Source organism: Pseudomonas sp. AC083 (assembly GCF_979253165.1).
The window spans coordinates 142,639-168,158 of record NZ_CEEDDH010000007.1 but is presented as its reverse complement, the minus strand read 5'-3'; the positions used below and the strand labels follow the sequence as shown (position 1 = coordinate 168,158).

Genomic DNA, 25,520 nt, shown 5'->3' with positions numbered 1-25,520 from the left:
GCGGTGTGTCCACTTTGCCGGCGACCTGGCGTAAACTGCGCGCTTTTGCAGCTTCGGGCTGCCCCACAGATTTTCAAAGGTGCCCGCCATGCCTTGGCTGCAAGTCCGTCTCGCCATCACCCCGGAACAAGCCGAAACCTACGAGGACGCATTCCTCGAAGTCGGCGCCGTGTCGGTGACTTTCATGGACGCCGAAGACCAGCCGATCTTCGAACCGGAACTCAACACCACGCCGCTGTGGTCGCACACCCACTTGCTGGCGCTGTTCGAAGGCGGTACCGAACCGGAACCGGTGCTGGCCCATCTGGAATTGCTGACCGGCAGCCCGTTGCCCGAACATCACAGCGAAGTCATCGAGGACCAGGACTGGGAACGCAGCTGGATGGACGGTTTCGAGCCGATGCGTTTCGGCCAGCGCCTGTGGATCGTGCCGAGCTGGCACGCCGCACCCGAGCCTGACGCGGTCAATCTGCTGCTGGACCCGGGCCTGGCGTTCGGCACCGGCACCCACCCGACCACCGCACTGTGCCTGGAATGGCTCGACGGTCAGGATCTGAAAGACTGCCACGTGCTGGATTTCGGGTGTGGCTCGGGGATTCTGGCGATTGCCGCCCTGCTGCTCGGCGCCAAGGAAGCCGTGGGCACCGACATCGACGTGCAAGCGCTGGAAGCCTCGCGCGACAACGCCGGGCGCAACAACATTGCCGATGAGCTGTTGCCGCTGTACCTGCCCGAGGATCTGCCGCCGGTTCCGGCCGACGTGCTGGTGGCCAACATTCTCGCCGGCCCGCTGGTGTCGCTGGCGCCGCAACTGTCCAGCCTGGTCAAGAGCGGTGGGCGCCTGGCGTTGTCGGGCATTCTCGCCGAGCAGGGCGAAGAAGTAGCGGCAGCTTATGCGCAGGACTTCGAGCTCGACCCGATCGCCACTCGCGACGGCTGGGTGCGCATCACCGGGCGTCGGCGCTAAAATGACCGCTTGCCTGAACCGGATCGCCGCATGACCGACAGTTTCGTCACCCAATGCCCGCATTGCCAGACCAGTTTCCGCGTCAACCATGCTCAGTTGAGCGTGGCGCGCGGCGTGGTTCGTTGCGGCTCCTGCCTGCAAGTGTTCAATGCCGCCAAGCAGCTGCTCGAGCAACATTCTGGCAAGGACACGGTGACGCCGCTCGCACCAGCGCTGCCTGAAGCGCCCGCGCCTGTCAGCGATTCTGCGGTCGTCGAACAGATCCCCGCACCGCGCGCCATCAGCCAGAAGCAATGGAGCGCGTCGGAACTGGATCTGGACAGCCTCGATCTGGACGAAGAACTCGCCCGCCTCGAACAGCGCGAAATCCAGCCCGCCGCCGAATTCGGCCGTACCCGCGAAGAATCCTTGAGCGCCCGGCGCGACAGCCCGGAACCGGACGAAGGCACATGGCCCGACAGCCTGTTCAGCGAACCTGCCGATGAGCGCAGCGTAGCGCAGGATATCGAGCCGGATATCGACGGCGTCGAAACCCTCGAACCCGAGCGCACCGAACCCTCGTTATCACTGGAACCGGTGGATCTGGATGACGAGCCGCCGATACCGCAACTGCGCCTGCACGATCCGATTGACCCGACCGCCCGCCGCGAACGCTTCTCGGCCAGCGACGACAGCGATGACGACGATCTGCCATTGATCACCTCGCCGCGCAAAAAACGCGAACGGGCCGAGCCCGGCGTGCGCGCCGAGGTCCTGCAGGATCTGACCGACGACCCGCTGCAACTGGACTGGCAGCAACGCCGCTCGCCCTGGGGCCGGCGCCTGCTCTGGCTGGTGCTGGTGGTATTGGCCGCCGCCGGCCTTGCCGCTCAGTACGTTGCCTATCACTTCGAGGAACTGGCGCGGCAGGATCAATACCGACCGTGGTTCCAGCAGATCTGCCCGCAGATCGGCTGCACCGTGCCGTCAAAGGTCGATATCGGCAAAATCAAGAGCAGCAACCTGGTGGTGCGCAGCCATCCCGAGTTCAGCGGGGCACTGGTGGTCGATGCGATCATTTACAACCGGGCGACGTTTTCCCAGCCGTTCCCCTTGCTCGAACTGCGTTTTGCCGACCTCAATGGTCATCTGATCGCCAGTCGTCGCTTCAAACCCGGCGAGTACCTGAGCGGCGATCTCGAGGGCCTGGCGGAAATGCCGCCGCAGACGCCGATCCACATCGCCCTGGATATTCTCGATCCGGGGCCGAAAGCGGTGAATTACAGCCTGAACTTCCACTCGCCGGAATGAACCGCTTCAGCGTTTCCCGATTGACGGCATTTTTCTGACTGATCGCAGCCGACCAAACCGTTGGCGATAACAGAATAACTGTTCAGATTTTGTTCAATTCAGCCTTTAACCAGTCATCGAGAGCGGGTATCATGCCCACCCTTTTTCGAACTCTCATGATCCGGCCCCACTTCAGGGAAGTCCTATGTCGGCGGTACGCATCGGCCCATATACATTGCAGAACGGTTTGATTCTCGCCCCGATGGCGGGCGTCACCGACCAGCCCTTTCGTCAGCTGTGCAAGCGTCTGGGCGCAGGGCTTGTAGTCTCGGAAATGGTCACCAGCGACATGAGCCTGTGGAATACCCGCAAGTCGCGCATGCGCATGATCCACGAAGGCGATCCCGAGCCGCGCTCGGTGCAGATCGCCGGTGGCGACGCGCAGATGCTGGCCGATGCGGCACGGGCCAACGTCGAACTGGGCGCACAGATTATCGATATCAACATGGGTTGCCCGGCCAAGAAGGTCTGCAACAAGGCCGCCGGCTCCGCGTTGCTGAAAGACGAAGCACTGGTGACCGAGATCCTGCAGGCCGTAGTGGCCGCGGTTGATGTACCGGTCACCCTGAAGATCCGCACGGGTTGGGATCGCGAAAACAAGAATGGCCTGAACGTGGCGAAGATCGCCGAACAGGCCGGGATCACTGCGCTGGCCGTGCATGGCCGTACGCGCGCCGATCTGTACACAGGGGAAGCCGAGTACGACACGATTGCCGCGATCAAGCAGGCGGTGTCGATCCCGGTGTTTGCCAATGGCGATATCGATTCGCCGGAAAAGGCCCGATACGTGCTTGACGCGACCGGTGCCGATGGCCTGCTGATAGGCCGGGCCGCTCAAGGGCGGCCATGGATTTTTCGCGAGATCGATCATTTCCTGCGCACCGGCGAGAAATTGCCCGCGCCGGAACTGAGCGAAGTGGAACGCATTCTGCTGGAGCATCTGGCTGCCCTTCACGCCTTCTATGGCGACGTGATGGGCGTGCGCATTGCCCGCAAGCATGTGGGCTGGTATCTCGCAACCTTGCCGGGCGCCAGGGAGTTTCGCGCCCGTTTCAATCGTTTGGATGGTACGGAAACACAATGCGCCGACGTTCGGGAGTTCTTCGCCGAGCGTTACAAGAGCCTGACAGGGGACGAAGAAGGGGTGGCCGCATGACGATGATGACCGAGACTTTAGTGAGTGGAACAACACCCGTGAGCGACAACGTGAATTTGAAACAGCACCTCAACACGCCGAGCGAAGAAGGCCAGACCCTTCGCGGGAGTGTCGAGAAGGCGCTGCACAATTATTTCGCCCACCTTGAGGGCGCGTCCGTCACGGATGTGTACAACCTGGTGCTGTCCGAAGTCGAGGCGCCCCTGCTCGAAAGCGTGATGAACTACGTCAAGGGCAACCAGACCAAGGCCAGTGAGCTGCTGGGACTGAACCGCGGCACGCTGCGCAAGAAACTCAAGCAGTACGATCTGCTGTAAGCATTCAATCAAACCAGAAAGGCGCCCGCGTAAAAAACGGTCGCCTTTTTTGCTGACTTCCTTTGCTTTTGATGGAAATTGAGATGACCGACCAGACTACCCGCCTGCCGATCCGCCGCGCCTTGATCAGCGTTTCCGACAAGACCGGGATCCTCGAATTCGCCAAGGAGCTTGAAGCTCTGGGCGTCGAGATCCTCTCCACCGGCGGAACGTTCAAGCTGCTGCGTGACAACGGCGTTGCCGCAGTGGAAGTCGCGGATTACACCGGTTTCGCCGAGATGATGGACGGTCGGGTGAAAACCCTGCACCCGAAAATCCACGGCGGCATCCTCGGTCGTCGCGGTACTGACGACGCGATCATGAACGAGCACGGCATCAAGCCGATCGATCTGGTAGCGGTCAACCTGTACCCGTTCGAAGCGACCATCAACAAGCCAGGCTGCGACCTGCCGACCGCCATCGAGAACATCGATATCGGCGGCCCGACCATGGTCCGTTCCGCAGCGAAAAACCACAAAGACGTGGCCATCGTGGTGAATGCCAGCGATTACGCCAACGTCCTGGAAAACCTCAAGGCCGGCGGCCTGACCTACGCCCAGCGTTTCGACCTGATGCTCAAGGCTTTCGAACATACCGCCGCCTACGACGGCATGATCGCCAACTACATGGGCACCGTGAACCAGGCCGCTGAAACCTTGAGCACTGAAGGTCGCAGCGAATTCCCGCGCACCTTCAACAGCCAGTTCATCAAGGCTCAGGAAATGCGCTACGGCGAGAACCCGCACCAGAGCGCGGCGTTCTACGTGGAAGCCAAGCCTGCCGAAGTCGGCATCGCCACCGCGACCCAGCTGCAAGGCAAAGAACTGTCGTACAACAACGTCGCCGACACCGACGCGGCGCTGGAATGCGTGAAGAGCTTCGTCAAGCCAGCCTGCGTGATCGTCAAGCACGCCAACCCGTGCGGCGTGGCGGTCAGCCCGGACGCTGAAGGCGGCATCCGCCAGGCTTACGAACTGGCCTACGCCACCGACACCGAGTCGGCGTTCGGCGGCATCATCGCCTTCAACCGTGAACTGGATGCCGAGACCGCCAAGGCGATCGTCGAGCGTCAGTTCGTTGAAGTGATCATTGCGCCAAGCGTCAGCGAAGAAGCCCGCGCCATCGTCGCGGCCAAAGCCAACGTACGCCTGCTGGCCTGCGGCGAGTGGTCGGCTGAGCGCGCCGCTGCCTGGGATTACAAGCGCGTCAACGGTGGCCTGCTGGTGCAGAGCCGCGATATCGGCATGATCAGCGCCGATGACCTGAAAGTGGTGACCAAACGCGCGCCGACCGAACAGGAAATCCACGACCTGATCTTCGCCTGGAAAGTCGCCAAATACGTCAAATCCAATGCCATCGTCTACGCCAAGAACCGCCAGACCATCGGTGTCGGCGCCGGCCAGATGAGCCGCGTCAACTCGGCGCGTATCGCTGCGATCAAGGCTGAACACGCCGGTTTGCAGGTGGCCGGTTCGGTCATGGCGTCCGATGCATTCTTCCCGTTCCGTGACGGCCTCGACAACGCGGCCAAGGTCGGCATCACTGCGGTGATCCAGCCGGGCGGCTCGATGCGTGACAACGAAGTGATTGCTGCTGCTGATGAAGCCGGCATCGCAATGGTATTCACCGGCATGCGCCACTTCCGTCATTGATTATTTTGCTTGATCGTACCCACGCTCCGCGTGGGCACGCAGCCCGGGACGCTCCGCGTCCCTCGGACGCGGAGCGTCCGTAGAGGCATTCCCACGCGGAGCGTGGGAACGATCAGCCCCCACAGAATTAGCGTCATCCGAGGTTTTTGAAATGAATGTTTTGATCATTGGCAGCGGTGGCCGTGAACACGCTCTGGCCTGGAAAGTGGCTCAGGATCCGCGTGTGCAGAAGGTTTTCGTTGCACCGGGCAACGCTGGCACCGCTATTGAAGCCAAGTGCGAGAACGTCGCCATCGACGTGCTGGCGCTGGAGCAACTGGCTGACTTCGCCGAGAAAAACGTTTCCCTGACCATCGTCGGCCCGGAAGTGCCGCTGGTGGCTGGCGTGGTCGATCTGTTCCGCTCCCGTGGCCTGGACTGCTTCGGTCCAACTGCCGGTGCTGCGCAACTGGAAGGCTCGAAAGCCTTCACCAAGGATTTCCTCGCCCGCCACAAGATCCCGACCGCCGATTACCAGAACTTCACCGAGATCGAGCCGGCCCTGGCTTATCTGCGTGAGAAAGGCGCGCCGATCGTGATCAAGGCCGATGGCCTGGCTGCTGGCAAAGGCGTAATCGTCGCCATGACCCTGGCCGAAGCCGAAGACGCCGTGCGTGACATGCTCGCCGGAAACTCGTTTGGCGACGCCGGTTCGCGCGTGGTGATCGAAGAATTTCTCGACGGCGAAGAAGCCTCGTTCATCGTCATGGTCGACGGCAAGAACGTGCTGCCGATGGCCACCAGCCAGGACCACAAACGCGTCGGTGACGGCGACAGCGGCCCGAACACCGGCGGCATGGGCGCCTACTCCCCTGCCCCGGTGGTCACCGCCGACGTGCATCAGCGCGTGATGGACCAGGTGATCTGGCCGACCGTGCGCGGCATGGCCGACGAAGGCAACGTCTACACTGGTTTCCTCTATGCCGGTCTGATGATCGACAAGGCCGGTAACCCGAAAGTCATCGAGTTCAACTGCCGCTTCGGCGATCCGGAAACCCAACCGGTGATGCTGCGTCTGCAATCGAGCCTGGTGCTGCTGGTCGAAGCCGCATTGGCGCAAGCGCTGGACAAGATTGAAGCGCAATGGGATCCGCGTCCGAGCGTTGGCATCGTGCTGGCCGCTGGCGGCTACCCGGGCGACTACGCCAAAGGCGCAGCGATCAACGGTCTGGACGCGGCGGCAGCTCTGGAAGGCAAAGTCTTCCACGCCGGCACCGCGCTGAAAGACGGTCAGGTCGTTACTGCCGGTGGTCGTGTACTGTGTGCCACTGCCATGGGCGCCACCGTCGGCGAAGCTCAGCAGCAGGCCTACAAACTGGCCGCTGCCATCGACTGGGAAGGCTGCTTCTACCGCAAGGACATCGGCTACCGCGCCATTGCCCGTGAACGCGGCGAAACCCAGGAGTAAGCGATCCATCAGGCCCGGCGCGGGATGCCATTCCTCGCCGGGCTGTTCGGTCGTCGCGCATCGTTATATTCTGGCATCAACCTACGAAGGGATTTCGCCGTGCGCTGGCTCAGGATTGCCATAAGCTTCACCGTCACGCTGATGACCTTGCTCTGCACGCTCCCGGCCCAGGCCGCGCAAGGCAGTGGCTGGTCGGTATTGCTTGACGATCAGGGCATCCTGCAACTGAGCGACATCCGCTCCGCTCGCTACACCAATCAATTCAGCCCCATCGAGCTTGACCGCCTGACCGCGGCCGAACCCGACGGCGCCCTGTGGCTGCGCTTCAAACTGGCGCCGGGCAAGCACGAACAAGTGCTGCGCATCTTTGCCCCCGACCTGTCCCAGCTCAATCTCTACGTGCTCGACGGCGACCGGCTGATCGAGCAACGCAATACCGGCAACGAACGGCCCCAGGCCGAACATCCATTGCCGAGCAGCGATTTCATGCTGCCGCTGCCCCAGGCCGACAAACCGCTGGACGTCTACGTACGCATGGTTTCCGGCCATCAGCTGCGCCCGCACATCACCCTGCAAGCGGCAATCGAAGGCGCCGCCGATCAGAAGCAGACGCTGATTTTCGGCCTGCTGTTCGGCTGCCTCGCCATGCTCCTGCTGCACAACTTGGTGCGCTACGCCTACTCGCGCTCGCGCAGCAGTCTGTGGCTGGCGATCTGTGAAGGCCTGCTGGGGCTGAGTCTGTTTCTGTTGCTCAACCTTGCCGGTCCGTGGCTGCCGAACTGGCAAGCCATTCAGACGCCGGGCGCTTATCTGGCACTGCTGCTGACGGCTCCAGCCGGGTTGATGTTCGCCCTGCGCTTCTTTGCGCCACTGGGCCAGCACGCGCTGAACAAACTGCTGTGGGGCGACATTCTGTTGATCGTCACGTGCAGCCTGTTGCTGCTGTTCGTCAACACCTTGCCGCTGAACATCATCACCTACGCCCTGGTCGCACTGGCCGGCCTGAGCATGTTGCTGGTGGGCTTCTATCACTGGCAAAAAGGCTATCGCCCGGCGCGTCTGTTCGTCGCCGCCATGGTCGTGTTCAACATCGGCACCCTGGTTATCCTGCCGGCGCTGCTGGGGCTGACACTGGTCACGCCGCAAGGCCTGATCATGACGCTGATGGTGTTCATCTGCATCAGCGGCCTGCTGATGAGCATTGCCTTGGGCGAGCGACAGCGCAGCATCACCGAAAGCCGTTTCAGCATCAGCCGCGACCTCGCGGCAAGCAACGCCGAAATCAACGCCAAAGCCGAATTCCTCGCCAAGATCAGCCACGAAATCCGCACACCGATGAACGGCGTACTGGGCATGACCGAGCTACTGCTGGGCACGCCGCTGTCGGTCAAGCAACGTGATTACGTGCAGACCATCCACAGCGCCGGCAACGAACTGCTGACGCTGATCAACGAGATCCTCGACATCTCCAAGCTCGAATCCGGGCAGATCGAACTCGATGACGTGCAGTTCGACCTCAACGCCCTGATCGACGATTGCCTGAGCATCTACCGGGCCAAGGCCGAGCAACAGAACGTCGAGCTGATCAGCTTCATCCAGCCGCAAGTGCCACGGGTGATCAGCGGCGATCCGACGCGTCTGCGCCAGACCTTGCTGAGCCTGCTGGAAAACGCCCTGAAGAAAACCGAAGAAGGCGAGGTGCTGATCGTCGTTGCATTGGACGAGCGCAGCAGCAAACCGCGCCTGCGCATTGCCGTGCAGGACAGCGGCGTGCCGATGGAGCCGGAAGAGCGCGAGGCGCTGCTGCACGCCGAATTGCACAGCAAGCACTTCCTCTCGGCCAATCGCCTGGGCGGCAATCTTGGCCTGGTGATTGCGCGCCAACTGATTCGTCTGATGCAAGGCGAGTTCGGCATCAAGAGCGGCGCCACTCAGGGCAGCACTTTGTGGCTGACCTTGCCCCTGGACCCGGATCGCCTCGAACATCCGACATCCGATCTGGACAGCCCGCTGCAAGGCGCGCGGGTGCTGGTGGTCGACGATAACGACACCTGCCGCAAAGTGCTGGTACAGCAATGCAGCGCCTGGGGCCTGAATGTCAGCGCCGTACCGTCGGGCAAGGAAGCGCTGGCGCTGCTGCGCACCAAGGCGCACCTGCGCGATTACTTCGACGTGGTCCTGCTCGACCAGAACATGCCCGGCATGACCGGCATGCAACTGGCCGCGAAGATCAAGGAAGACCCGAGCCTGAACCACGACATTCTGCTGATCATGCTCACCGGCATCAGCAACGCGCCGAGCAAGATCATTGCGCGCAATTCGGGGATCAAACGGATTCTGGCCAAACCGGTGGCCGGTTATACGCTCAAGACCACGCTGGCGGACGAACTCAATCAGCGCAACAAGGGCCAGGTGGTGTTCCAGCCGCAAGTCGTTACGGCGGCCACAGCGGCCAAGGTGCCGAGCGACTTCCGCATCCTCGTCGCCGAAGACAACACCATTTCGACCAAAGTGATTCGCGGCATGCTCGGCAAGCTCAATCTGCAACCGGATACCGCGAGCAATGGCGAAGAAGCGCTGCAAGCGATGAAGGCCCAACGTTACGACCTGGTGCTGATGGACTGCGAAATGCCGATCCTCGATGGCTTCTCCGCGACGCAGCAACTGCGCGCCTGGGAAGTCAGCAATCAGCGCATCCGCACACCGATCGTCGCCCTCACCGCGCACATTCTCGCCGAACACAAAGAACGCGCCCGCCAGGCCGGCATGGACGGGCACATGTCCAAACCGGTGGAGCTGTCGCAACTGCGTGAACTGATCGAGCATTGGGTCGCCGAACGCGATCAGCAGAACCGGGCCACGACCCAGCCGTCGTAAACCGACAGATTGTCCGGTGCCTGTTAGACTCCCCCCGACTCCATCGCCAGTGAGCTTGCATCATGCTCCATGTGTTGTTCAGCGTTTATCTGAAGATGCTGGTGCTCTACAGCCCGTTCTTCGTGTTGTCCTGCTTTATCAGCCTGACCCGTGGCTATTCGCGCAAGGAACAGCGGCGTCTGGCGTGGAAGGTCGCCCTCGCCACACTGATTTCCAGTGTTCTGCTGTATTTGTTCGGGCGGGTGATTTTCGATGTCTTCGGCATCACCGTGGACGCCTTCCGCATCGGTGCCGGCAGCGTGTTGTTCATTTCCGCGCTGGGCATGGCTCAGGGCAAACCGGCGGTGCAGGCCGATAACGTGCAGCAGGACGTGACCATCGTGCCGCTGACCATTCCGCTGACGGTCGGCCCCGGCACCATCGGCGCCTTGCTGGTAATGGGCGTCAGCCAGCCGCACTGGGACGACAAGCTCACCGCAATCATGAGTATTGCGCTCGCCAGTTTCACTGTCGGTGTGGTGCTGTACCTGTCCAATCGCATCGAGCGGATTCTCGGCGATCAGGGCTTGCAGATTGTCAGCCGCTTGATGGGATTGTTCGTTTGCGCGCTGGCAGCGCAAATCATCTTTACCGGTGTGAAGGGTTATCTGGTGCCTTGAGCATTGTCGCAGTGCAACCGCCACAACAGACGCCGCGTACGGTCACCGTTCGCGGCGTTTTGTTGTGCATGGCGGCCTCAGCGCAGCGCTGCGATCACCGCTGTCAGGCTGACCGTGGCCTCGACACCGCGCGCAGTGGCGAAGGCTTGCAGCCCTTGAGCCAGCGTCAAGGTATGTGGCCGCCCGGCGATGGGCAGCATCAGTAGCAGTGGGCGTTGTCCGTCGAAATTACGCACGATCAGACTGTGTCCGGAGTCCGGATCGGTCAGCACCACATCGTCATCGACCCGTGACATCCACCAATGCCCGCACTCGTCCAGATCCAGATCCAGCAGGCAAGGTTCTGCCGTTTCAGCATCTGTAGCCTGTCGTCCATCGACCACGATGCAGTCCAGGCGCTGGAAGGACGCTTGCGACAGCCGATAACCCGAGGTCTGCGCACCGAAAGCCAGCAGCAGCCTGGCGACGCCTTCGGGCAGCAATGGCTCGATCTCTGTCATGTCATCACCCACCTCGAGCGCCAGGACTTCGGCGTCGCGCTGGGCATAACTGCCGGGCAGCCAGACGCCGTCGTTCGGGCCGGCGCTGAAAATCAACTGGTCGACCGGGTCGAACAGCATCGGCTGCTTCGACCCGCGCGTACCGAGAAATGCCGACCACTGCCCGTCGCTGCGCCCGGCCAGATCGAACAGCCGGTCAAGTTGCGGCAGGTAATACAGGTAGCGTCCGGTTGCACTTGCCACTTGTATGACAGACGCGTGGGCATGTCCGTGCAACAACGCTCGCAGGCGCGCACGTAACTGTTCATCACTCTGACCCGGCACATGAGACCAGCGATTTTCCACGCCAACGATCATTGCCGGCTGGTTATCCAGCAATTGCAGATGCACCCCGTCGAGGGTCTGCGCGACCAGCCCTTCACCCTGGCGTCGCACCTCAGCAAAAGTCCATGACGTCCAGACCTTTTCAGGCCTGCCGAGCGCCTCCGATTTCAGCAAGCGATGGTCCTCGGCAAACACTCCCCGCAGTGCTTCGATCGCCATCAGCGGCTGGCGATAAAGTTGTCCGGTGCTGATTTCAAGCAACCAGACCGCGCTGTTATCCGGGGTCAGACCGAGCAGCGCCAGCTCCTTGCCCTGACCGATATCGGCCACAGCGATTCTGCCATCGACACACCATGCCGCCAGGAACGCCTGACCTGCCACATCACGTAAACCGAAGATCGGCAACGGCAGCAACGGCGCTTTCGTGGCCAGCGCGGGCAATGCGCTCAACCAATCGGGATGTCGCTGCAGCCAACGCGGCCCGACACCGGCGAACCGCAGGATCGACGGCTTATCGGCCTGATCGAGCCACGCCTCATCGCTTCTGTGGGCAAGGGAAGGTACCCCGTACTGAAACACAATCGCGTCGTCGATCGCTGCCGCTGCCGGCACGTCGACGATATCGATTTCGAACAGTCGGCCGTCGTCCTTGGTGGCGATGAAACGCTGATTGGTCTGAGTGACCTCCACCACATCGTGTTCGATCACCACATTCTGCCAATGACCGGCACGGGGTTCGATGCCGCGGCTGATCGTCCGCTCCTGCGGGCTATAGAACAGCACCGCGTTGTTTTCCGCGCTGGACGGCACCAGCATCAACAAGTCCTCGGGCCAGGACCGGTCCTGCCCGGCCTGAATGCACTTGCCCGTCGCCTTGTTCAGCCAGGCCCGGTCGCGCCGACGCAACCCGGCATAGCCTTCCACGACAATGAACGGAACATAAGACCAGCCGCTGCTGCTGGCGGGCGTGTCTGGCGATTCGCGCCTGAACGGGGCATCGATTTGTCGAAGCGCTTCGCGCGGTTCGAACCGATAATCCTCTGCCGCGAAAGTGATCTTGCAAGCCGTCAGCTCCACCTGCTGAGCGGTGATCCGATACTCGATGGTGGTGGTGCCATGCAACGCTTCTGCCGTCAGCCTCTGCGCAATCCGCAGCGCACCATCGGCTTGTTGTTGGCAGCCAATGATCGTCGATCCCCTACGCGGATTTTTCAGTCGGTAGCGATGCTGGACAGTACCGGTCAGCACATCGACCCGCCATAGCGATGGATGATCGGGATGGTAGAACCACGCATGGCGGGCGCTGACGCCTGCCAGAACCACGCCCTCGTTGACCTCCTGCGGCAGGTTACGTGCGAACAGCACCCGATCCCGCGCAGTGTCGTAATAGCCGGTGGTCACCACTGGCTGGCCCGGCGAATTGAACGGCACTCTGAACTTACGTAACGGCAAATACGCTGCGGTCAGTTGCCCGCTGGTGACCTGAACGCGCAGATAGCGCAGAACCGGCGCCGGGATGCCGCTGGCTGCCATGTTGGCGCTGCGCTGCTGATCCGCAGCTTCGTTTTCGTAGTCGAGAACAACACCGATCAGATGCAGGCTGAGGCCTGTCCAGTCGATCCGGAACAGCCCCTCGGCCAGCTCGATGACACCGTCGAAACGATTCAACACCACGCCATCGACCAGCATGTCAGGTGCGCTGTCGATGCTGTCCCGTGGCTTTTCCCGAAAGCTGACCTGTTCCACCCGGGCCCAGGCCGCCTGCACCGTCCACGTCACCCGTTCCCAGCCCTGCGCTTGTTCAAAATTCACCGCCAGCAGGCCTGGCACCAATCGAATCCGGTATTGCCCCTGCGGTGCGGTGATCCGGTAGGCAATCTTCTCGCGCCACTCTGGTGGCAGGTCCGGAACCACCAGTTGGCTGACCTCAGCGCTCAACTGCACCTTGATGGTCGTGGCCATGAAGACCGGATGCAGCTTGAAGAGTATGTGCGGCGCAAACGGCGTACTGAACAGGTAGAACACCCGGTTACCGAGCGCGTCATATTCCAGCTGATGTGCCAGGCGGTCATGCAACCGCGGATAGCGGGTCTTGGAAAAAGGCACGGCCCCGGCGCTGCCGAGCTGATATTCGTAGCCGTAGTAACAGACGGGTGAACAGGGCAGCACCAGCGCCTCGGGCAAGGTCCCCCAGACGCTGCCGACAGCAGGCCGTTGAAAGGCTCTGGGGATGTTGATCGCGGCATGTCGCCTGGCTGGATCATCGTCGTACTGCGGCAGCTCCAGCGCACTACCTTTCCAGGGGTAAAACTTCTGCCCCTCGAACGCCACCCTTCTGCTGTGCAGATCCACCTCGGTAATCACGGCCAGTGCGGGGAACTGCAAGACCGCACCAGCGCGTTCGTAAGATTGCTGATAAGCGTCGTGAATCTGCGAGAGGTGCTCGCCAATGGCCGCAGCCTTGTCCATGATCTGCCCGAGATTGCTGGCAATGGCGGTCACCCCGATACCCACGCCCAGTAGCGGCACGGCCAGCGCTGCGGCGAATGCGGCCACCGTTCCGCCCGCTGCCAGGGCGACAAGATCCAGACCCAGCGCCGCCGTGTTGAACGCCAGGGACGTGGAGAACCGCGCTCGCTGCTCATGATTCTCTGCCTGCGTCAGGTTGTAGATGTCGAAGCCGATATTGGCCACGGAAAATGCCACACCAACGCCCATCGTGGCCTGTCCTGCCAGGCGTGCGGCGAATGAGCCCTGCTGCAACGCCCGCTCGGCCGCTGCTACCTGACGCACCAGTTGGACGATCTGCACAGCATCGCTGGCGACACCAAAGCCCAGCTGTGCATAACTGACGTACACCTGGATCTGCAGAGCAACGGTCAGCGCCGGCACGGTATCGCCAGCACGGTAATCGCGCTGGCGCATTTCACTGATCAGCGTCTGGATCGCAAAGGCAAAACTTAGCCGGCTGCCCCCGTCGTGGTCAGCCGTCTGCCCGGGCCTGGCCGCGCCGCCCTGCACGAGTCGTTCGACGTATTGCCTGATTTTCTGAAAGCGCGAATCGCGGGTGATCACCGTCAGGGTGTTTTGCGCATCGCGCGGATCGATCAGGGTAATGCTGTGGCCGCCGTCGGCTTTGTTGCCGAGGGTATCGAGCAATGGCACGTAATCACGCGCCAGGTTGTGCTCACGGCGCAAGCGCTCGGTCGCCTGCTCGAACTCGCTGGCCCAGTAGCGTGCATCCAGTTGCGCGAGACTGGCGCCCAGCCGAGCGTTTTCCCCAAGAGACCGGGTACGGGCCAGCGCTTGCTTGTGCCAGATCGACGCTCCCTGCGGATCGGCCAGTGCAACGTTGTGCAGAAAACTGTCCACGCGCAGATCCGATGACAGCCTGCGTTCGGCGATCGCCGAGGTGTCCAGTTCGATCACGTTGAATGGCGCATTGGCCGCATAGCCCAAGCCATAAAGCTTCGCCAGTGCGTTGTCGTCCGCGCTCAGATAACGCTCTACGCCACGCTGCAACTGCGCGCCATCGGCAAACCCATAGAGAGCAAAGTTGGGGTCGTAGAAGCGATAGGCCGCTTCCTCACCGGTTCGCACTTTGGCCAGCAGCAGGGCGTGGTCGCCAGTGTCGAGCAGCAGCACCGCAGGCGTCGCACTGGCGTCCAGCGCGGCCATGATGCTGTCCATGCGCTGCACGCCGCGAGCGCTGCCGACCTCGCCGGTGGGCAAGGCGCGCAGTTCGTCCAGCGCACTGCGCAACGCCTGCGAGCCAAGTTCGTCGGGACTCGCGCCGGCGTTGGCGACATGCCCGACCAACGCCCTTTCCGCCGGCTCGCCAGCGGCAACGGCGGCGCCCATCAGCAGCGCCAGCGGATAACAGCGGCGCCCCGGGTCGCCTGCGTTGTGCTGCAACAGATCCTGCGGCAACTGCTTGACCGACACCGCGCCGGCCTTGAAAAAGACGTCACGCACCTGGCCGCTGCGCTGCAAGATCTGCGTGCGAAACTCCTGCCGGGCGCTGCGCTTGATCTGACCGATACGCTCGCCCCACTGGCGCAGCGTCAGCGGCTCGGACATGGCTTGCACCTTGAGCTCGCGGGTCGTCAATGTGGCCGTCGGCAGGTCGCGTTCCAGCCCGTTTTCGAACGCCGCCGAGCGGCGCTGGCGCACGGCTTTTTCAATCGCATCGTAGCGCGCGAAAGTGCCGTCGCGGTCGGTGCCGATGGCCAGGTCGCGCACCTGTTGCCAGGTATCGGCGAACCCGCCATCGTCCACGCTCGTCGCGCCGAAAATCCCCCCGAGCACGACCCGCATCGCGGGACTCAGTTGCTCCAGCGGCAGCGTGCCGTGGGCGATGCGGCTGAACAGTTCGTTGAGATGGCTGACAGAATCCGCGCCACGGGAACTCGGCACCACGACAGATCCTTGCGCCAGCACCTGTTGGCGGGTGTCGAAGTCGATGACCACGGCTTGATCGAAGGTAACCTCCCCGCTCAGCTTGTCTCGCATCGCTCGAATGAACGGCTCGCCCAGATCATCCATCAAGCGCTGCAGCACCGCTGTCAACAGCACCGGTTTGCCCTCGACAACAGGCCAGCCGCGCTCGAAGATCAGGCTTCGATCGCTGAGCAGGTCGGACAAGCGTCCGGCATAAAGGGATTTGAGCTTGCCCTCGGCCCAGCGGGCGTGTTCCATCTCCAGCCAGTCTTTTTCCGTGCCCCTGACGATCCAGCCGGAAATGGTCTCTTCTTCGGTATTGACGTTATAGCCCTCGCGCAAACGCTGTTGCGCCAACACCTCACGAGTGAAAAACGGATCGCAATTTGCTTCGATGTATTCATGCAATCCGGCGAGGGCCGCGCCCGGGCCGGTGAGCGTTACCGTTCCCCCCGCGTCATTACGAATGCCGTCCTGGTAATAGGTGACAACCGCTTTGAGCAATTGGTAGGCATAAGCTTCATTCCAGTTGGTGAAGTTCGACCTGACCAACATCTCTTCGATGACTGCCGCAGCGACCGTGGTCAGGGTTTCACTGTCGGCCCACCCGGATTCCGAGTTGGCCATGCGTCTTTCAACTTCAGTAAGCACGTCGTAATTAAGCCGAATGACTTGCATGATCGACATCGTCATGCCGCTACCCGGCTGGGCGATGAAATGTGCATTCATTTCTTCGCCGATTTGCAGCCCCATGCGAAAGCCGTTCTCACCGGCCTCCACGGTTTGTGGCGGCACGAACAGTTCAAGCACGTCGGGTTTGCTGCGAGCAAAATCCTCGAAAAGTTGTTTATGTTGTTGTGGAAGACTGTCGGTTCTGTCGGGGTAATGCTGTGGATCGCGTCCAGGCATCAACTGCGGGTTATTGTTCAACAGAAGTTGCAGAACCGCGATTTTCTGCGTCTGGCTGTAATCGCTGATATCGACACCGCCCAACTTGTCGAGCAGTGGCGGCAGATAATCCATGTCGGTATAACGCCCGCCTTCACGAAGTTCCGCCTGCAAGCGCACTACATCGCTCGCCGCAGCGAAATTGCCACGCATTGACACTTCGCGGCGGTAGACGTCCGCCAGCAAGTCGTCGGCTAAAGCGTGAGTGACATCGCGCAATTGCAGATCCGGACCCTCCATCGCCAGATGGCTGTCGAGGCAGCGCTGACGGAAAGCCTGCAGCGTCGCGCGGTCCTTGCCATACGCACGCACCATCAGATCGATGCGTGCTTCATCGGTTCGCCCCTTCCACTTCGGCTGGCTGAGGTAGTCGAACATCTGCTGTTTCAACACCCGTGCGCGGTCTTCAATCATCGTCGCCAGTCGCCCGGCATGCTTGAGTGCAGCGCCACCGGACGCCATCGCATCAGCCCTGGCACTGTCGAGAATGACCCGGTTCATCTCGAAAGCCAGCAACGCATCGCTGTCGTACCAAAGGTTGAAGCGGTAACCCTCCGCCGCCATCACCTGGCGCCAGATATTCATGTAATCGCGCTGATTGACACCGACTTCGCTGCCGCCAACCCAAACGAAATGGATTACCTTCGGAACCGGCCGGGTCAGCCCCGACAACATTTCCACGGTCGTCGAAAGCCGTGACAGATAACGTTGCAGCCCGCGCGCAATGTCATCGACAGCCACCGGGACAGGGGTTTTCTTGCGTTTGAGCAGCGCTGCAAGTTGCTCTTGAAACAAGCTCGCCAGGGTCAACAACGACACCGGATCGGTCGTTTGACTGGCTTGCTGGTAACAGTCGTTCAGCGCTTGGTACTGCGCCGAGGCAGAGAACTCCCGCAACGTCCTGGAAAGCACTGAATACTCTTGCGCAGATATGAACGCTCGCCCGAACGAATAATCGTTTTTCAAAGCCATTACACACTCCTTGTTTATTAAATGGCTCATTGACCGCGCACACTTTCGCGCCACTGCAGAGCGGTAGATTGATTTGAACGACACTCGACAAGTGCTGTGAACACAGCACCCTAGTGGGCGGATACGCGCCACACAAACAACAAGGAATACAAAGCTTGTCCCCGGCAATATCTGATAACACCGGAGCAGTACGCTGTAACGGCAGCGAAATAATTAGCGGACCGGCGCGACCGTCAGGCATAAAAAATGGTCCTGCCCTGTGGGACATGACCATTGTTTATTGCTGGTGGAAAACAATTGAAACTTCAATCGGACTTACAACCGCTCAAACTTTCCCGTCGCTGAGAATTGCATGAGCGGAGGGTTTTTCAGGAAAGCGGTTTTTCACCATACCAACGCGGCGTGTACACCCATTCACCGCCCCCGGCACGGGCGAAGGTGCAGGTGGTCGAAGAGCCGATCAACACCATGGTGCGCATGTCCACCTGTTCCGGTGTCAATGCGCCCAGGGTCGTGGTGCGCAGCGTCTGCCCCGGCCGGCCGATGTCCCGACCAAGGACCACCGGTGTTTCAGGCAAGCGGTGATGCGCAACGATCTCCAGCGCCCGGCCCAACTGCCACGGGCGCGCCCGGGAAATCGGGTTGTAGAACGCCAGGGCCAGATCCGCTTCGGCGGCCAGATCCAGACGCTTTTCGATGATCGACCACGGCTTGAGGTTGTCCGACAGCGACATCACGCAGAAGTCGTGGCCCAGCGGCGCACCGGCCTGAGCCGCAGTGGCCAGCGAGGCGGAAACGCCCGGGAGGATTTCCAGATCAACGCTGTGCCACGCCGGATCGTCCGATTCGTGCAGGGCTTCGAGCACCGCAGCGGCCATGGCGAATACGCCCGGGTCGCCCGAGGAAACCACGATCACCGAGCGTCCCTCGGCAGCGAGGCGGAAAGCATGGCGGGCGCGCTGCATTTCTTCGCGATTGTCGGTGCAGTGCTGCACCTGATCATCGCGGAACGGGCCGGCCATGCGCACGTAGGTTTCATAGCCAAGCACATCGGTGGCGCGGGCCAGTTCGGCTTTCACCGCGGGCACCATCAGTTCGGCGGCGCCGGGGCCAAGGCCAATGACCGCGAGGCGACCACGCGGGCGGCCGATCTGCGCGACGTCCAGCGGTTGCTCGGCAATTGCGATAGCCAGATGTTCCGCGCTGATCACCTTCGCCGCAGGCACTGCAACGCGCGCCAACGTCTGAAGATCGTTTTGCGCCGCGACGAAGCGCAGCGGCACGCCCAACTCGAGCGCAGCCTCGCGCAGATTTGATGCAGCCATTTCAGCGTCCGCTGCCACCAGACACGCCAGTGCCGGCACGGCGACGCTGGCCTGGTGCAACGCAGCGCGAATGGCGTTCGGCAGATCCGCCACGTCAGCGCTCACTGCCACCGCCACACTGCGCGGGTAAATCAGCAATTCATCGGCACTGGCCACCCGCTGCGCACTGCTTACATGAATCGACCGCTGCGCCTGCGGATCCTGCGGCAACTGCGCCTGATCCAGCCACGGCGCCGCGCCTTCGATGCGCACACTGTGCCCGGCGAGCAGATCGGAAACGAAGCGTTTGCCCGATTCCAGATCAGCCAGTGCGTAGCCGCTTGGCGGATTGAGCAGGCAGGTGCCAAAGCGCAATTCGCCGCTGGTGGTGATCGCCGGCGCGACTTGCAGCGCCGCCGCAATCTCCCGGGCCATGACGTTGACCCCGCCGAGGCCACCGAGCAACGGCACCACCGCGCTGCCGTCTTCGGCCACGGCCAGCACAGCGGGTTCGGCGCCTTTCTCCAGCAACAGCGGCGCCAGGGTGCGAATGACAATGCCGGCCGCGCACAGGGCAATGATCGGCGTGTCCTGTTGATACAACGCGCGCAGGGTCGCGCCGAATTCCTCATAGCGGCTGTCGGCGCCTTCAACCCGTCCGGCAAGGCCATGGATTTGCGCCGCCGGGTAGACCTGCTGAATGCGCCGCGCCGTGGCGAGGCTGCCCTGGCCGAGAATGACGATGGCGGGAGTCGCTTGGCTCATCAACCTTGCCACCGTTCGCCCGGGACGATGATCAGCGAGAAGTACGGCGAGGACATCGGCTCGACCTGATCCATCGGCACGATTTTCTGGTTGGCCATGGTCGCGCGCTCGACATACAGCGCGCGCTCGGCGAGACCGAGTTCTTCCAGCACCTGACGCACCTTGGGAAAGTTGCGCCCCAGTTTCATGATCACCGCCGCATCGGCATCGGCCAGACGCCGCTTCAATTCTTCCTGGGGCAGCACGCCGGAAAGCACCGACAGGCTCTGATTGCGATACACCAGCGGCGCGCCGAGCACCGAAGCGCCGCCGAGCATCGAGCACACTCCGGGGACGACTTCGGCCTCATAACGGCTGGCGAGGCGGTCGTGCAGGTACATGTAGGAACCGTAGAAGAACGGGTCGCCTTCGCAGATCACCGCCACGTCGCGGCCGGCATCCAGATGCTCGGCGACCGCCACAGCGGCTTCGTCATAGAAATCGCTGATGACCTGTTCATACGACAGCGGCGCCGGCAACGCCTCGGTGGTCACCGGATAGACCAGCGGCAGCAGATTTTGCGCCTCGACCAGATGCGCCTCGATGATGCCGAACGCATTGCCCTTCTTGCCCTTGGCCACGAAATACGCGACCACCGGCGATTCGCGCAGCAGGCGCAAGGCTTTGACGGTGATCAGTTCCGGATCACCGGGGCCGACACCGAGGCCGATCAGACGTCCTTTGGCCTGCATCATTCGATCTCCGTGGCGAGGGCATTGACGGCGGCGGCGGCCATGGCGCTGCCGCCCAGCCGGCCTTGCATGATCACGAACGGCACGCCGCGACTGTCGGCCGCCAACGCCGCTTTCGATTCGGCAGCGCCGACAAAACCCACGGGGAAGCCGAGGATCAGTGCCGGTTTCGGCGCGCCGGCGTCGAGCATTTCCAGCAAGTAGAACAGCGCGGTCGGTGCGTTGCCGATCACCACCACACTGCCTTCGAGGTGCGGGCGCCACAGTTCCAGCGCGGCGGCCGAGCGGGTGTTGCCCAGCTCACGAGCAAGCTCCGGCACGCTGTCGTCGCGCAAAGTGCAGATCACTTGGTTATTGGCCGGCAGGCGCGCGCGGGTCACGCCTTCGGAGACCATCCGCGCGTCGCAGAGAATCGGCGCACCGGCCGCCAGAGCATCGCGCCCGGCCTTGCCCGCGCCCTCGGAAAATTGCAGACCGTCGACGGCCTCGACCATGCCGCAGGCGTGGATCACCCGCACCGCAAGCTTTTCCAGATCGGCGGGAATGCGCGCCAGATTGGCCTCGCGGCGAATGATCGCGAAGGAGTTGCGATAGATCTCCTGACCGTCGCGGATGTAATCAAGCATCAAGGGGGCTCCGGGAGCGGGCGTCGAGCAGGGTCGCGGCCGCATCAATAGTAAGGTTGCAGGCGTGCAGCGTGCCGAATCCGGGCTGTGCTGCATCGCGAAAATAGAGGTCGTAATGACCGGGGGCGACGGCCAGCAGCGTGGCTGGCGCGCAGTGGGCGGCGGCGCAGGAGCGCGAGCAGCCCGACAGGTGCACGCTGAGCCCTGCGGGCAGCAAAGGTGCCAGTTGCCGGGCATCCTGCTTGGTGTCGGCAAGGCCTTTGCCGCAGCCATCGGCGCCGGTGCAGGCGATCAGCCTTGTCAGCGGTTCGGCGTCGGTCGTCAGCAGGCCCAACGCCCGCAACTGCTCAAGCACGTTGTCGGTATCCGTGGCTTTCACGTTCGGCAGCAGCAGGCTCTGCCACGGCGTGAAGCGCAGACTGCCATCGCCAGACTGTCGGGCCAGTTGCGCCGCGCCACGCAGCATCGCCGGATCAAGTCGGCCCAGTGGCGGCACCACGCCGACGTAGCAGCGACCTTGCGTGTTCTGCTGATGAGCGCCGATGTGCAGCGCGTCTGCCGACGTCGGGCGCTGCCAGTTGCGGATTGCTTTGACCGATACGCGCTCGCGCAACGATTCAAGAAGCGCGAGCCTGGGCAACTCGTCGAGCAGATGGCGCATCCGTGTTTGCTCTGGCCGGGCCAGGTCGAGGAACAGCTCCAGCGCGGCGACCACCAGCGCGTGAGCGTTGTCCTGAGTCACAGCGCCGAGAGGGCGATCGGTCGGGCAACCGGCAAGACCGAATGCCCAGAGGACTTCGCCGTCACGCTCGAATGCCGACAACCACAGATCATGGGGATGTTCGAGCATCGCCAGCGCTTCGCCGCCATCGAGCTGCACGGCGAACTTGGCGCTCAACTCATGGAAGCGCGGATGGCTTTGCAAGGTGTCGAGGATTTGCCCTGCGAGCGGGCGCGTGTCGATCAGCATCTGCCGATCGATGCCGGCGGCCGGGCTGAGCATCAGATTGCGCACATCGTCGCCGGCAGCGTTCTTTGGCCCGAGGCCAGCGGCCAGCAAGCGCTCGATCAGCGCTGCCGATTGCGCACCGATGCCGCGAATCTGCAGATTGCCGCGATTGGTCGCTTCGATCGCACCGCTCGCAAACGCTTCGGCGGCAGCGGCCACCGCATCGGCCTGATCAGCACTGGTCGAACCGCCATCGAGCTTGATCCGGCAGATACCGCCGTCCAGTGCCTGGACGATACGCAGCAACCCCGGACAGGCCGAGGGGCGTAAAGCGGTGGACATCGGGCGTTCGTTCAAGGGGCTGACCGGTTGCGTGGCAGAGGCGCTTCGCGGGCGAAGGCGCGGTATTATGCCTGCTTTGTCCGGCGGCATGAAAAGTCTGCCCGTCGGAACGCCACGTTTGAGGAATATAGATGTCACCCTGGCTGACGATCGTGGGAATCGGTGAAGACGGCTTCAAGGGCCTGGGCAAGAACGCCCGGCGTGCTCTGCTGGGCGCTTCGCGGATCGTCGGCGGCCAGCGTCAGCTGGACCTGCTGCCGCCGTGCATCGGCGGCGAGCGGCAATTGTGGCCGAGTCCGTTTTCCCTCGCGCCGGTGCTCGAGTCGCGTGGCGAGCCGGTCTGCGTGCTGGCCAGCGGTGATCCGATGTTCTACGGCGTCGGTGCCAGCTTGGCGCGTCAGGTGCCGAGCGCCGAGATGGCGATCATTCCCGCGCCTTCGTCCTGCGCATTGGCGGCGGCGCGCCTGGGCTGGCCGTTGCAAGAGGTGACGGTTGTGTCGCTGGTGGCGCGTCCGTTGGCGGCGCTCAATGCACACCTGTTCAGCGGCGTGCGTCTGTTGTTGCTGAGCAATGACGGCAGCAGCCCGGCCGCCGTTGCGCAATTGCTGTGCGAACGTGGTTTCGGCCCAAGTCGCATGACTGTTCTGGAACGTCTGGGCGGCGACGCCGAACGACGTATCGAACGCAGCGCCAGCGAATGGGGCGATGCGGCGGTCGCCGACCTCAATGTCGTCGCTGTCGAGTGCCTGGCCGACTCCGGTGTTGCCGGCCTGTCGCGCCTCGCCGGTTTGCCCGATTCGGCGTTCCGTCACGATGGCCAGTTGACCAAGCGCGACGTGCGCGCCATCACCCTCGCCCGCCTGGCGCCGAAACCCGGCGAACTGCTCTGGGATGTCGGCGCCGGCAGCGGCTCGATCGGCATCGAGTGGATGCGTGCGCACCCGAGCTGTCGTGCCATGGCGGTCGAGGCCGACGAGGGCCGTCAGCAATTGATCGAACACAACCGCGATGCGCTGGGCGTACCCGGCCTGCAACTGATTCGTGGCAAGGCGCCGCAAGCGCTGGATAACCTCGAACTGCCGGACGCTGTTTTTATCGGCGGCGGCGTCACCCGTGAGGGTGTATTCGAAACCTGCTGGGACCGGCTCAAGCCCGGCGGCCGATTGGTGGCCAACGCCGTGACCCTGCAAAGCGAAGTCACCCTGGTGCACTGGCGCGAACAATACGGCGGTGAGCTGACGCGCATCCATGTCGCCCAGGCGCAACCGCTTGGCGAGTTCGACACCTGGCGTCAGGCATTGCCGATCACCCTGCTGGAACTGGTCAAACCCCTCGATGCGTGACGAAACCGCCGAACAACCCGCGCCCCTGCGCAGCGGCCTCACCACCGGCAGCTGCGCCACCGCCACCAGCCTCGCCGCTGCGCGCCTGTTGCTCACCGGCATCGCTGCCGACGCGGTGCACATCACTTTGCCCAAGGGCAAACAGGTGCAGATGCGCCTGGAGTTCTGCCGACTGAGCGAAGACGGCGCCGAAGCCGGTACGATCAAGGATGCCGGCGATGACCCTGATGTCACCCACGGCGCCCTGCTTTACTCACAGGTGCGCCTGTCAGCCGAACCGGGAATTCGCTTCAACGCCGGTGTCGGCGTCGGCATGGTGACCCGACCAGGTCTGGTATTGGCCGTCGGCGAGCCGGCGATCAATCCGGTGCCACGCAAAATGATCAGCGATCACCTGACCTTGCTCGCCGCCGAAACCGGCTACGGTGGCGGCTTCGAGGTCACGATCAATGTCGAGGGCGGCGCAGAACTGGCGCTGAAAACCATGAATCCACGGCTGGGCATTCTTGGCGGCCTGTCGATCCTCGGTACCAGCGGCATCGTCCGACCGTTTTCCTGCGCCGCCTACATCGCCTCGATCCATCAGGGCATCGACGTGGCGAAAACCAACGGCTATCTGCACATCGCCGCGTGCACCGGCAACGCCAGCGAAGACACCATGCGCCGGGTCTACGACCTGCCGGAAATTGCCCTGATCGAGATGGGTGACTTTGTCGGCGCGGTGCTCAAGCATCTGCGCAAAGTACCTGTGGATAAACTCAGCCTGTGCGGCGGCTTCGGCAAGATCAGCAAACTCGCCGCCGGGCATATGGATCTGCATTCGCGGCATTCGAGCATCGATTTGCCGCAGCTGGCCGAGTGGGCGGCGGCGATTGGCGCGGACCCGGCGTTGCAGCAAGGCATTCGCGAAGCCAATACCAGCCAACAAGCCTTGGCCATGGCCAGCGCGGCGGGCATTGCTTTGGGAGATGAGGTTTGTCGCCATGCGCTGAATTTCGCTCGCAGCGTAGTGCCGGCGCAGGTCCAGGTCGAGGTGTTTGCCATTGATCGTCAAGGCGGGATTGTCGGCCACGCCGGAGGTTTTGCATGAAACGGATCTTGCTGCTCGGCGGTGTCACTGAAGCGCTGGCGATTGCCCGCACGCTCGGCCCACAACATATCTACAGCCTCGCCGGCGTTGGCCGGGTGCCGAGCGATTTGCGCTGCCAGGTTCGGGTCGGCGGCTATGGCGGCGCTGAGGGTCTGGCGCAGTTCATCGCCGATGAAGGTGTCGATCTGCTGCTCGACGCTACCCACCCGTACGCCGCACAAATCAGCGCCAACGCCGCCCGCGCGGCACGGCTTGCCGGCATTCCCTGCTGGGCCTTGCGCCGCCCCGCCTGGCAGCCGCAAGCAGGCGATGACTGGCGCGAGGTCAGTGACTGGGCCGAACTGATCACAGCGCTGCAACCGTTCCACCGCCCGCTGTTCACCCTCGGCCGCGAACCACTGCAACACCTCGACGAAATCCCCGCCCACCAGTTCTGGACCCTGCGCGCCCTCGACGTCTATCCCGGCAACCCACGCTGCGAAGTGATCGGCGCACGCGGGCCGTTTCTGCTGGAAGACGAGCGAGCGCTATTCGAGCGCCGACAGATCGATGTACTGATCAGCAAGAACAGCGGCAGCACCGCCACCGAGCCGAAGCTCGAAGTGGCGCGTGAGCGCAGAGTGCCAGTGCTGGTGTTGAAGCGCCCGGGGTTGCCGGGGGTTGATCGGGAATTTCGATCAGCGTCTGAAGTCCTTGAAGCCCTGGCGACGTCAGACATTTCCTAAAATTGAATTTATGTGCGA

16 protein-coding genes are annotated in these 25,520 nt (G+C 62.6%); 11 read left to right on the top strand and 5 right to left on the bottom strand.

From position 1 onward, the window contains the following. Nucleotides 1-88: 88 nt before the first annotated feature. From prmA to AC0IXA_RS13245, 8 genes are all read left to right on the top strand, one after another. Nucleotides 89-967: a 50S ribosomal protein L11 methyltransferase gene (gene prmA / locus AC0IXA_RS13280; RefSeq protein WP_471813382.1), complete on the top strand. Its 879-nt coding sequence runs from the start codon at nt 89-91 to the stop codon at nt 965-967. A gap of 30 nt (nt 968-997) precedes the next feature. After that, on the top strand, nt 998-2,257 hold the full coding sequence (locus AC0IXA_RS13275; RefSeq protein WP_471813380.1) for a DUF3426 domain-containing protein: 1,260 nt from the start codon (nt 998-1,000) through the stop codon (nt 2,255-2,257). 184 nt (nt 2,258-2,441) lie between these two features. Further along, nucleotides 2,442-3,452: a tRNA dihydrouridine synthase DusB gene (gene dusB / locus AC0IXA_RS13270; RefSeq protein ID WP_016771866.1), complete on the top strand. Its 1,011-nt coding sequence runs from the start codon at nt 2,442-2,444 to the stop codon at nt 3,450-3,452. Continuing rightward, nucleotides 3,449-3,769 carry a DNA-binding transcriptional regulator Fis gene (gene fis / locus AC0IXA_RS13265; protein WP_002555375.1) on the top strand — a complete coding sequence of 107 codons (321 nt, stop codon included), beginning with the start codon at nt 3,449-3,451 and terminating at the stop codon, nt 3,767-3,769. The genes dusB and fis overlap by 4 nt, the downstream gene beginning before the upstream one ends. Before the next feature lie 83 nt (nt 3,770-3,852). Further along, the gene (purH, locus tag AC0IXA_RS13260; RefSeq protein ID WP_071174281.1) at nt 3,853-5,460 is read left to right on the top strand and encodes a bifunctional phosphoribosylaminoimidazolecarboxamide formyltransferase/IMP cyclohydrolase; all 1,608 of its coding nucleotides are present in this window, start codon (nt 3,853-3,855) and stop codon (nt 5,458-5,460) included. Nucleotides 5,461-5,611: 151 nt separating this feature from the next. Further along, complete coding sequence (gene purD / locus AC0IXA_RS13255; protein ID WP_073471778.1) at nt 5,612-6,907, top strand: phosphoribosylamine--glycine ligase; 1,296 nt, start codon at nt 5,612-5,614, stop codon at nt 6,905-6,907. 99 nt (nt 6,908-7,006) lie between these two features. After that, nucleotides 7,007-9,784, top strand: a complete 2,778-nt coding sequence (locus AC0IXA_RS13250) for a hybrid sensor histidine kinase/response regulator (RefSeq protein WP_122610421.1) — start codon at nt 7,007-7,009, stop codon at nt 9,782-9,784. A gap of 62 nt (nt 9,785-9,846) precedes the next feature. Then, nucleotides 9,847-10,443, top strand: coding sequence for a MarC family protein (locus tag AC0IXA_RS13245; protein WP_016771870.1), 597 nt, complete (start codon nt 9,847-9,849; stop codon nt 10,441-10,443). Between the two features lie 77 nt (nt 10,444-10,520). Here AC0IXA_RS13245 and AC0IXA_RS13240 read toward each other — a convergent pair whose 3' ends face one another. The 5 genes from AC0IXA_RS13240 to cobG all read right to left on the bottom strand — a co-directional run bounded on the left by AC0IXA_RS13240 (nt 10,521) and on the right by cobG (nt 22,344). Continuing rightward, on the bottom strand, nt 10,521-17,627 hold the full coding sequence (locus tag AC0IXA_RS13240; RefSeq protein WP_471813374.1) for a TcdA/TcdB pore-forming domain-containing protein: 7,107 nt from the start codon (nt 17,625-17,627) through the stop codon (nt 10,521-10,523). Between the two features lie 368 nt (nt 17,628-17,995). Then, complete coding sequence (cobJ, locus tag AC0IXA_RS13235; protein ID WP_341638516.1) at nt 17,996-19,696, bottom strand: precorrin-3B C(17)-methyltransferase; 1,701 nt, start codon at nt 19,694-19,696, stop codon at nt 17,996-17,998. Continuing rightward, nucleotides 19,696-20,430, bottom strand: coding sequence for a precorrin-2 C(20)-methyltransferase (locus tag AC0IXA_RS13230; RefSeq protein ID WP_373877941.1), 735 nt, complete (start codon nt 20,428-20,430; stop codon nt 19,696-19,698). Before AC0IXA_RS13230 ends, cobJ begins: the two co-directional genes overlap by 1 nt. Next, nucleotides 20,427-21,053 (bottom strand): precorrin-8X methylmutase, encoded by a 627-nt coding sequence (locus AC0IXA_RS13225; RefSeq protein WP_024011415.1) that lies wholly within the window; start codon nt 21,051-21,053, stop codon nt 20,427-20,429. Before AC0IXA_RS13225 ends, AC0IXA_RS13230 begins: the two co-directional genes overlap by 4 nt. Continuing rightward, nucleotides 21,046-22,344 carry a precorrin-3B synthase gene (cobG, locus tag AC0IXA_RS13220; protein WP_471813371.1) on the bottom strand — a complete coding sequence of 433 codons (1,299 nt, stop codon included), beginning with the start codon at nt 22,342-22,344 and terminating at the stop codon, nt 21,046-21,048. The genes AC0IXA_RS13225 and cobG overlap by 8 nt, the downstream gene beginning before the upstream one ends. 131 nt (nt 22,345-22,475) lie before the next feature. Between cobG and cbiE the strand changes: the two genes are divergently transcribed. Genes cbiE through AC0IXA_RS13205 form a run of 3 tightly spaced genes read left to right on the top strand, consistent with a single transcriptional unit; the run spans nt 22,476 to nt 25,502 of the window. Next, complete coding sequence (gene cbiE / locus AC0IXA_RS13215; RefSeq protein WP_471813369.1) at nt 22,476-23,687, top strand: precorrin-6y C5,15-methyltransferase (decarboxylating) subunit CbiE; 1,212 nt, start codon at nt 22,476-22,478, stop codon at nt 23,685-23,687. Beyond that, nucleotides 23,680-24,777, top strand: coding sequence for a cobalt-precorrin-5B (C(1))-methyltransferase (locus AC0IXA_RS13210; RefSeq protein WP_471813367.1), 1,098 nt, complete (start codon nt 23,680-23,682; stop codon nt 24,775-24,777). The genes cbiE and AC0IXA_RS13210 overlap by 8 nt, the downstream gene beginning before the upstream one ends. Beyond that, nucleotides 24,774-25,502 carry a cobalt-precorrin-6A reductase gene (locus AC0IXA_RS13205; RefSeq protein ID WP_471813365.1) on the top strand — a complete coding sequence of 243 codons (729 nt, stop codon included), beginning with the start codon at nt 24,774-24,776 and terminating at the stop codon, nt 25,500-25,502. The genes AC0IXA_RS13210 and AC0IXA_RS13205 overlap by 4 nt, the downstream gene beginning before the upstream one ends. Nucleotides 25,503-25,520: the final 18 nt, after the last annotated feature.